General features: G+C 51.5%; 9 protein-coding genes and 1 pseudogene. 5 read left to right on the top strand and 5 right to left on the bottom strand.

The window, feature by feature from the left end; all coding sequences use genetic code 11:
• A partial coding sequence (locus tag R3177_RS10085) for a TrmH family RNA methyltransferase (RefSeq protein ID WP_318970911.1) occupies window positions 1–437 on the bottom strand: 437 nt, incomplete at its 3' end.
• A 204-nt stretch (window positions 438–641) separates the two neighbouring features.
• Between R3177_RS10085 and R3177_RS10080 the strand changes: the two genes are divergently transcribed.
• A complete protein-coding gene (locus R3177_RS10080; protein WP_318970910.1) occupies window positions 642–1,007 on the top strand; it encodes an HPF/RaiA family ribosome-associated protein in 366 nt (121 codons plus the stop codon).
• Window positions 1,008–1,115: 108 nt separating this feature from the next.
• On the opposite strand, the gene R3177_RS10075 is transcribed toward R3177_RS10080, so the two are convergent.
• Window positions 1,116–2,222, bottom strand: a complete 1,107-nt coding sequence (locus tag R3177_RS10075; RefSeq protein WP_318970909.1) for an alkane 1-monooxygenase — start codon at window positions 2,220–2,222, stop codon at window positions 1,116–1,118.
• A gap of 177 nt (window positions 2,223–2,399) precedes the next feature.
• Between R3177_RS10075 and R3177_RS10070 the strand changes: the two genes are divergently transcribed.
• Window positions 2,400–3,455, top strand: coding sequence for an AraC family transcriptional regulator (locus R3177_RS10070; RefSeq protein ID WP_318970908.1), 1,056 nt, complete (start codon window positions 2,400–2,402; stop codon window positions 3,453–3,455).
• Here the strand turns inward: R3177_RS10070 and R3177_RS10065 are convergent.
• The 3 genes from R3177_RS10065 to R3177_RS10055 all read right to left on the bottom strand — a co-directional run bounded on the left by R3177_RS10065 (window position 3,437) and on the right by R3177_RS10055 (window position 8,233).
• Window positions 3,437–5,116: an amidohydrolase gene (locus R3177_RS10065; RefSeq protein WP_318970907.1), complete on the bottom strand. Its 1,680-nt coding sequence runs from the start codon at window positions 5,114–5,116 to the stop codon at window positions 3,437–3,439. The two genes, R3177_RS10070 and R3177_RS10065, sit on opposite strands and share 19 nt — an antisense overlap.
• 157 nt (window positions 5,117–5,273) lie before the next feature.
• A complete protein-coding gene (locus R3177_RS10060) occupies window positions 5,274–6,644 on the bottom strand; it encodes a class II fumarate hydratase (protein WP_318970906.1) in 1,371 nt (456 codons plus the stop codon).
• A 74-nt stretch (window positions 6,645–6,718) separates the two neighbouring features.
• Window positions 6,719–8,233: a S10 family serine carboxypeptidase-like protein gene (locus R3177_RS10055; RefSeq protein ID WP_318970905.1), complete on the bottom strand. Its 1,515-nt coding sequence runs from the start codon at window positions 8,231–8,233 to the stop codon at window positions 6,719–6,721.
• Between the two features lie 222 nt (window positions 8,234–8,455).
• Here R3177_RS10055 and bfr (R3177_RS10050) point away from each other — a divergent pair, with 222 nt between their 5' ends.
• The 3 genes and pseudogenes from bfr (R3177_RS10050) to R3177_RS10040 all read left to right on the top strand — a co-directional run.
• Window positions 8,456–8,929: a bacterioferritin gene (gene bfr, locus R3177_RS10050; protein ID WP_318970904.1), complete on the top strand. Its 474-nt coding sequence runs from the start codon at window positions 8,456–8,458 to the stop codon at window positions 8,927–8,929.
• Between the two features lie 2 nt (window positions 8,930–8,931).
• Window positions 8,932–9,399 (top strand): bacterioferritin, encoded by a 468-nt coding sequence (bfr, locus tag R3177_RS10045; RefSeq protein ID WP_318970903.1) that lies wholly within the window; start codon window positions 8,932–8,934, stop codon window positions 9,397–9,399.
• Window positions 9,400–9,566: 167 nt separating this feature from the next.
• Window positions 9,567–9,856: pseudogene (locus R3177_RS10040) on the top strand (hypothetical protein); the annotation flags it as partial.

The following is a 9,856-nucleotide window of genomic DNA, read 5'->3' as shown; positions in this document are numbered from 1 at the left end:
TTGGGGTTATAGCAATCTGCAGTATCGGGCGAGCAGAGAATATGCTCAATACCATACCAGTCAGCCACGCGGATAATGGTGCCGAGGTTACCCGGGTCATTAATGTTATCCAGCACCAGAGTCCAGCATCCCGCTTTCGCGTGGTGCAACGGCCAATGTGGTATGTTAACAACCGCCAAAGCGGCATTATTGCTGCTGAAAGTACCCACTTTTTCCAGCTCGTCGCTGCTGCAGGGTTGCAATAGCGCCGCTGCTTTCACCGCCTGACTGTGCTGCTGTATAAAGTCATCGGTGGCAAATAATGCGGGTATCGTCCAGCCAGAAGCCAGCAGTTCGAGTACGGCTTTTTCACCTTCAACAAAAAACAGCTGTTCGGCTTTACGATACTTTTTATGATGCAACGATTTAATCAGCTTGGCCCATTTATTACTTATCATGCTGCTGGCTTGTCTCAGTAAAGATTACCGCTATTTTAACCAGACTTTGGTGCGCTGTCTGATCTAATCGGCAATAAATTGTGATATCCGGCCTTGCGAATAGCAGCATTTGTCACCAGATAAGTGGAAGTGGTATGCAACCATTTGCCGCTGGCAGGGTCTGTACATTGAGTCCCGACTCAGCGTTATTTAAAGGAGTAGCCTATGCAAATTCAAATTAACAGTGATCGTAATATTCAGGCCGATGAGCGGCTTGCCGAGTTTGTGCGCGAGACATTGCAGAATAAATTAAATCGCTTTGCTGACCACGTTACCCGGATTGAAGTGCATTTAAGTGACGAGAATGGCAATACCAAACACGACGGCAATGATAAACGCTGCCTGTTAGAAGCGCGGCCCGAAGGCATGGAGCCGGTTGCGATAACTGAACATGCCGCCACGGTTGGCCAGGCAGTCACCGGCGCCGCCGATAAGATGCAGCGCAAATTAAGTTCAGCCATTGGTAAATTACGCGACAAACAGAGCCGGGCTGGCAGCCCTGACTTTTCAGAACCAGAGCCAGCAGAATAACTGAATCGTTAAATTAGCATTGGTCAACTTTCATCATTAAGCCGCAGGCAACGTCAACAGGCGAACCTGCGGCCTGCTCTTCTTCTATTACTTCTTCATCTCAGCCAGTTAGCTGGCAGATGCTTTGTGGTTGCCATAACACTTATCCCACTGCCGCAGCTTGGGCGCCATTAACCGAAACCATAACGATGGTATTAGCGCCAGCAACATAGAACCCAGATAGCCGGTGGGTAAATCAGGCGCGTCCGGGCAGGCTTTTAGCTTATAAAATGGCAGCTGTGCCCTGGCATGATGGTGCGAATGGCGGGTCAGATTAAAACTGGCCCAGCTGCTGACCCTTTTTTTACTGTTCCAGCTATGGTAGGGCCGCACCGGCTCATTTACCGCGCGTTCAATGCCATAGTGTTCAATATAATTCACCACTTCCAGCACGGCTTTGGCCAGCATTGCACTGAGGCAAAATAGCAGTAAGCCGGCCCCGCCCGCCAGCAAAGCGGCCAGCAGACAAAGCAGCAATGACATCGCCGCGCCGCGTAGTACCCGGTTGTCTATGCCAAACCGCGAATGTTGCTGGCGGCTCAGGCGCTGGGCTTCGATTCTCCACGCACTGCGATTGCCCGCCACGGTGGAGTGCAGAATATGCTGATACACAGTGCGGCCGCGTGGCGCCGTTGCCGGGTCTTGCAACGTACCGACATAGCGGTGATGGCCATAGACATGTTCAATGGCAAAACTGGCATCGAAGCTGAACGCCAGTAACCAGCGGCCGGTCAGCATCGCCCGCCAATTACCGGTGCGGTGGGTCAGCTCATGCGCCGGTACGGTACCAACCAATGCAATCAGCAGGCCGGCACCGAGCCATACCGGCACAAAGTGCCACCACTGATTAGCCTCGCGCGCTGCCAGGGCGTTATAGCCGGTTATCTGCTGTACCCGCTGGCCATAGCCAAACAGATCGGTATCCGCGACACTCCACAGCAGGGCAGCACTAATCAGTAATATAAACAGCAACGAGCTGTAAAGCAGGCCATTGAGCAACCAGGGCATCCGGTAGTCGGGCTCAGTTGTGTCATCACCAAGCAACACGTCACCAAATACCACCAGCAATAAGATTGTGAGCAGGCCCAGCGCCATCCAGTAGCCGCCCAGCGTGATACCGGCAATAAACGGCAGGGTCAACAGGTGAAACAAACAGAATTTCAGGTAGTGGAACATGTGTCTCTGACCAGTTGTAATTGATAAGGCCAGCTTAAGATAACCACCATGATAATGGCAGGGCAGTAGCAGCCAGTATCTGGTCATTTGCGGCCAGCTGCTGCCGTGATGGCCCGCACTAAGTTACACTGTCTAGCAAAGGTTTAACGGCCAGGATCCGGGAGCAGCGGTTTCGCAATGGTTAGCCCAAGCATCACAGCCCACAGCAGAAAACTCAGTAATCAGGTGGTATTGCCAGGCCATTATCTGCGCAACCTGCTTGATCTTATCCGAAGCCGCGGTGCTGACCCCCAGGCCTTACTGATAAAAGCCGGCTTGCCGGTTACGCTGCCTGATCAGCTTGATGCCACCCTGAGCTGGTCACAATTTCAGGCAGTGATTACGCTTTGCTGTGCTGAGATAAAAGAGCCGGCGCTGGGGCTTTATCTTGGCAGTCAGTTAACCATTACCACCCATGGCCTGTTAGGGCTGGCTACTATGAGCAGCGGTAATCTGCAGCAGGCGCTGGCACTGATTTGTAAATATATTACTACCCGCAGCCCACTGTTAACGCTGACCATGCAGCAACAGCGCCAGCAAGTGTCACTGGTTTTAACTGAACTGCAGCCATTGGCGGATATTCGTCAGTTTGTGGTCGATACGTTTGCCGTGGCATTGCATGCCATCCTGGATTTTGTCTCCGGCCATCAGTACCGCTTGCGTCAGGTGCAGTTTGCTTTTGCCAGACCTGCACACAGCGACTTGTATCAGGCGTTTTTTCCCTGCCCGGTACTGTTTAATCAGCAAGATCATCGTTTTATCCTCGATGCTGCCGATCTGGCCATTGTTTCGCCGTGGGCCGATTGGCAGGTACAGAGTCAGCTGACAGCGCAGTGTGAGCAGGAGCTACAGCGCTCGCAGCAACGTCAGAGTATGGCAGGGTTAATCCGGCTGATGCTGGGGCGCACCAAAGGCCGGATCCCGGGGATTGAACAGGTCGCTGCCGAGTTTGCGCTATCCAGCCGCACGTTGCGCCGGCGCTTACAACAGGAGCAAACCAGCTACCAGCAGCTGGTGGCAGACTGGCGCTACGAAATGGCCCAACATTACTTACTGGCAACGACATTACCGGTACAGCAGATTGGCTATTTGCTCGGGTATGCCGACCCGGCTAATTTTGGCCGGGCGTTCCGGCGAGAGCATGGTTTCTCACCGCAGCAATTCCGGCAGCACGATCAGTCAGCTGTTTGCTGATAGCGAAGCTGGCCATGGACCCAGGTTTCCTTCGGCAATACCCGCCATAATTCGGAGGGGGCGATAGCAAAAATATCCTGATCTACCAGAATAAAATCGGCCCAGCTGCCCGGAGCCAGGGTGCCCAGAGTGTCTTCCTGAAAGGCACCATAGGCGGCATCCACCGTAAAAGAGCGCAGTGCCTCGGTCAGGGTTAAGCGTTGTTCGGGCAGCCAGCCGCCCGCTGGCTGGTTTTGCTGATCCTGCCGGGTAACAGAGGCATGTAACCCGTGAAACGGGTTAGCCAGTTCCACCGGAAAGTCTGAGCCACCAACAATAATACTGCCCTGATCAATAAAGCTGCGCCAGGCATAGGCGCCCCGTAAACGGGCTACTCCCAGCCGGTCGCCCGCCATATTTTTATCAGAGGTGGCATGCACGGCCTGCATTGAGGGCAGAACATTTAATGTTTTAAAGCGTGGAATATCAGCGGGTGCCACGATCTGGGCGTGTTCAATCCGGTGACGGCCGGCCAGCCGCTGTTCAGCGGTGGCCAGCTGCTCAAACCGATCTAAAGCCAGCCGGTTGGCACGATCACCTATTGCATGGACATTGGCCTGAAATCCGGCATTCATGGTCAGCTGCATAATCTGGGTTAACGCATCAGGCTGGGTAACCAGCAAACCGGTTTGTCCCGGTTGATCACTGTAATCGGCCAGCAGCGCCGCGCCGCGGCTGCCCAGGGCGCCGTCACCATAAATTTTAACCGAGCGGATATCCAGCCAGTCCTGCGGATCATCAATAATGCCCTGTTCCAGCCACCGACCAAGCTCCGGATCTTTGGCCGATAGCATCGGATATAACCGCAGTGGCAACTGATTGGTTTCTGCCAGTTGCAGATAAATATCAGCCAGCTCGGAATCTACTCCTGCATCATGTACGCTGGTTATACCCAGCGCCAGTAAATGGTCGAAGGCCAGTTGCAGGGCAGCCGTCTTATCATCACTGGTCGGCGCCGGGATTTGTCGTTGTACCAGTTGCATCGCATTATCAATTAATACACCGGTCGGATTACCGTTCGCATCACGGATAATCTCGCCGCCAGGTGGGTCAAGGGTGTCCTTGCTGATGCCAGCAGCAGCCAGCGCTTTACTGTTGGCCCAGCCGGCATGGGCATCTATCCGGACCAGCCAGACAGGCCGCTCGCTGATAGCTTCATCCAGCAAACTTTTATCCGGAAAACGTTTATCATCCCACAGTACCTGGTTCCAGCCCCGGCCGATTACCCACGAAGCCTGCGGTTGCGTCGCGGCAAAGCGGGCGACTTCGGCGACGGTAGCCTGTTCGCTGGTGATACCGCGTAAATCGGCCTGGTTTAAATATTCGCCCAGCCCCAGCACATGGCCATGGCCATCAATTAAGCCGGGCAGTAAGGTTTTACCCTGGCCATCCAGTTTTCGGGCGTGACTGAATTGTTTGAGCACCGCCTCGTCGCCGCGGGCCAGTACTTTGCCGCTGGCATCGTCAAACGCCAGGCTACTGAACGATACCAGTTCACGGTCTGGCGTAAAGCCATAGCCTTTGATGTTATGCAGCAGCACCGGATCGGCGCTGGTAACTGCGCTGGTCAGCAGACTGATGGTAACCAGGCTGGCAAGGAGCAGAGTGGCACGTTGTTTCATCGAAAACCTTTAATATTGTCAATACGCTGGCGTTTACTATAGCAGTAATAAACCTGACGTAACATTGGCCGCGGCTGTTGCGCGGCAGGCTGCGATAAAAGCCACAATCCGACCGCTAAACCTTATCCGGTCGCGGGAGCCCCCAAAGTTTCAGCCGCTACTGATTACTGGTAAGCCGGGCCGGGTCCAGTAAGTCTTTCAGCTCTTCTTTGCTTAAATCGGTGTGCTCCAGCGCTACCTCCAGTACAGGTCGTTTTTGCTGATAGGCCTTTTTAGCAATAGCCGCCGCTTTTTCATAACCAATTACCGGGTTTAACGCGGTGACCAGGATCGGATTTTTATCCAGTGATTGTTCAATATTCGGCTGATTCACCTTAAAGTCACGGAGGGCGTTATCAGCCAACGCCGTGCAGCCATTACTGAGTAATTCGATACTTTGCAGCAGGTTATAACCAATCACGGGCAGCATGACGTTCAGTTCGAAGTTACCTGCCTGGCCAGCGATGGTAATCGTCGTGTCATTACCTATTACCTGGGCGCTCAGCATCGCAACGGCTTCAGGGATAACCGGATTCACTTTGCCGGGCATAATCGATGAGCCAGGCTGCAGTGCAGCCAGTTCTATTTCAGCAAGGCCAGCCAGTGGCCCGGAGTTCATCCAGCGCAAATCGTTACTGATTTTCATCAGCGCAACCGCCAGAGTTTTCAATGCTCCGGAACAGGCGACAGACACATCCTGTGAGCTGATATTAAAAAAGAAATTATCACTATGGCTCAGCTCAAGCCCGGTATCATGACTTAAACGACGGGCGAAATTGCCGGCAAATTCCGGATGGGTATTAACGCCGGTACCAACGGCTGTGCCGCCCTGGGCTAATTGCTGCAATTGCGGTAATTGCTGCTGTAATTGCTGTTCAGCATGAGCCAGCTGACTTCGCCAGGCCCCCAGCACCTGTTCAAAGGTTACCGGCATGGCATCCATTAAATGGGTGCGGCCGGTTTTAACAATATGACCAATTTGCTCACTTTTCTTTGCCAGCACGGTCTGAATATGACGCAGCGCCGGTAACAGCTGGTTTTGAATCGCCAGGGCACTGCTTAACTGAATGGCAGTGGGAATGACGTCATTACTACTCTGACCGGCATTAACATGATCATTAGGGTGGACCTGCTGGCCCAGTTTGTTGCTGGCCAGCGTGGCCAATACCTCATTAACATTCATATTGGTGCTGGTACCGGAGCCGGTCTGAAAAACATCAACCGGGTAATGCTCCATCCCGGTGTTAGCAAGCTGCTGCTCCGCTGCATAAATAATGGCACCGGCGATTGCCTTGTCCAGCACGTCCAGTTCACTGTTCGTTGCCGCAGCGGCTTTCTTAATCCGTAAAATAGCCTGAATAAAAGCCCGCGGCAGAGTAAGCGGGCTGAGTTTAAAGTTATTAACAGCACGCTGAGTCTGGGCCTGATACAGCGCGTTGGCGGGGACTTGCAGTTCACCCATGCTATCGTGTTCAATCCGGGTTGCCATAGCGGCCTCCTTGGTCAGGTTGGACTTATAGCATGGGATCCTTTTCCCCGCTTCTCAAGGCAACAATGCTAAACTCAGTACTTTGCTGCCGCGTCTTTTGCTGGTATCGCGTTTAAAATAAATTCGCGCAAATCGTCATTCGATTTCTTTAAATCTTCTGCCCGCAAGTACATCATATGACCACTGCGGTAGCCCTTAAAGCTCATCCGATGCTTCATTTTGCCGCCCGGATCCAGCTGCCACATATTATATTTGCCATCGAAATAGTTAGTGGCACCGTCATAGTAACCAGACTGGGTTAACACTTTTAAATAGGGGTTTTGGGCCATCGCCTGGCGCAGATTCTCACCGGTATTGTCATCACTCCTGTCCCACGGATGCACCGGGCCGAACATATTGTATTTAATATCGGTCTTATAATTAAGTTCGCTACGCAGGTAATGGTTAATCGCCGGAGTAAACGAATGCAGCCACGAGGTCAGCTCCGCATTGTAGTCAGGTTTGTCGCCGGCATCGCGCTTGTCGATACCTAAATAGCGCGAGTCTAACCGGCCGACTGTCATACCACGATCACGCAGCAGTTCTTTCCAGAAGTAGCTGGTAGGAATATCCAGATTGTTTTGTAACACAGCCTCTGTGGTTAAACCCGAGTAGCTGGCAACCTGCCGGGCGATGCGCTGTTTCTCTTCGTTACTAATCGCGTTGCCTTTTGCCAGTGCCGGCAGATACTGATCCAGGGTAAAGGCTTCCACTTCCGGCAGAATGTCGTATAAGTCTTTTTGCTGCAGGCTTTCGGCCAGTTTATTGTGGTACCAGGCAGTAGCGGCAAAATACGGCAGGCGGTTAGCTGCTTTTACCGGGCCGGCACGTTCAATACCCAGATCGGTTGGTGACACCAGCACAACACCGTTTAAATACATCCATTGCTGGTTTTGCAGCGCCAGCGCCAGGCCTGATACCCGGGTGGTGCCATAGCTTTCACCAATTAAAAACTTAGGCGACGGCCAGCGCTGATAACGGGTAACAAAGGTATTTATCCAGCCAGCCAGATATTTAACATCCGCATTCACACCAAAAAACATTTTCTGCTGCTGCTCTTTACTGGGCATTTTGCCATCTTTACCCGGAAGTACCCGTGAATACCCGGTATTTACCGGATTAACGAACACAATGTCAGCCACATCCAGCACCGAATGCGGATTAGTTTTAACACCGTAGGGCTGCAGCGGGTAACCTTCATCATCCACGTTCAGCACTTTGGGCCCCGTATAGGCAACATGCATCCAGACAGACGCAGAGCCCGGGCCGCCATTAAATGAAATCAGCAGAGGCCGGCTGGCGGTATCTTTAATATCGGTGCGCTGATAGTAGGTATAAAATAACGTTGCAACCGGGTTGCCCTCATCGTCCCATACCGGCTGCGTGCCGGTATGGGCTTTGTAATTTACTTTTTTACCATTAATTTCAGTGCGGTGCTCAGTCACCACCACAGCGTCAGCATCAATTTGAATTTGCTCAGCGGCAGTCAGATGCCAGCTGGCCAGCAGCAGGGCGGCAATCAGGCCGCTGATGTTTAGAAAACGCAGCATAAACAGGTCTCTTGGTTAAAATGTCACCGTTACTGTACCGGCAAAATGTGCTGCTGCGAAGTCGTAATGCGACTGACGACTGTTTTACAGGATAATCCGGCAAAAGGCTGGATGGAAATGCGAATACTTATTAATTGTATAACTATGATTTATAAGTAATTTTGCTTAAAAAGTTAGGATGGCCTATGCTATTGGCATTATCTGATTAACCGGAGCCCGATTATGCAAGGCAATCCAAAAGTACTAAGTAAGCTAAATGAAGTACTTACTGCAGAACTCACGTCAATTAACCAGTATTTTCTGCATGCCCGTATTTATAAAAACTGGGGCCTGAAAGCATTGAATGATGTCTGCTATAAAAAATCTATTAAAGATATGAAGCAGGCTGATGAGCTGATCGAGCGGATTTTAATGCTCGAAGGTTTACCTAATTTGCAGGCACTGGGCAAATTACGGATTGGCGAAGATACCGAAGAAATGCTGCAATGCGATATGGACTTTCAGCACGAACAGTTACCCTTGCTGCGCGAGGTCATTGCATTGTGCGAGACAGAGCAGGATTATGTCAGCCGCGACATTCTGACCGAACTGCTGGAATACGAGGAAGAACACCTTGACTGGCTGGAAACCCAGCAGCATCAGATTAAAGTCATGGGGCTGGCTAATTATCTGCAAGCTCAGATGGGGGAGCAGTAATTATGAAAGGTAACCAACAGGTAATTGCAGCACTGAACGAATTGCTGGCTAATGAGCTGGCGGCGATGGATCAGTATTTTATTCACTCCAGAATGTATCACGACTGGGGCCTGCATAAACTGTATGAACGGATTGACCATGAGTTTGACGATGAAAAAGGCCACGCCTCTAAACTGATTGAACGGATTATTTTTTTAGAGGGCACGCCTGATCTGACCAATCGCGATGCTATTCATGTTGGCAAGGATGTGCCAACCATGCTGCAGAATGACTTAAATGTTGAATATGCGGTAGCGAAACTGCTGAAAAAGACCATGGCGTTATGTGAAAAGGAACAGGATTATGTCAGCCGCGACATGCTGTTACAGCTGTTGGATGATACTGAAAATGATCATGCCCACTGGCTGGAACAACAGCTGCGGCTGATAAAAATGCTGGGGCTGGACAACTATTTACAGTCACAACTGTAATAGCGTGTCGTTACCGCCAGGTAAAAAATGCCTTTATATTGCAGCCAGCCGGGATAAATGCCGGCTGCTTGCTTACACCCGGTTACACTTTTTTGTGTAGGTGGTTAGCAAAGCGCAAGCGTCTTATGTTAAGTTCTGAGTAAATTCTCAGAAAAGACCCTTCCGTTATGTTCAAAAATCTGTCCCTTACGCCAAACCTGCTGTCAATATTGCTGGTAGCTGGTGTTATTAACAGTGCCGGTAGTTATGCTGCGCCGGTAACGAAGCAACTGACACCGCCTGTTGCGGTGCAGCAACCTTATACTGTCAGCTCCCCTCATGGCAATCGACAGGATCTGTACTACTGGCTGCGCGATGACAGCCGCACCTCGCCGACTGTGCTCGATTATCTGCATCGGGAGAACGACTACTTTGCCAGCTATGCCAGAGAGTATCAGCCACTTACCGAAAAGCTGAC

The organism is Arsukibacterium sp. (genome assembly GCF_033722355.1).
Taxonomy (GTDB): domain Bacteria; phylum Pseudomonadota; class Gammaproteobacteria; order Enterobacterales; family Alteromonadaceae; genus Alishewanella.
Note: the sequence above shows the minus strand (reverse complement) of the source record. Positions and strands in the feature narration are given on the sequence as shown.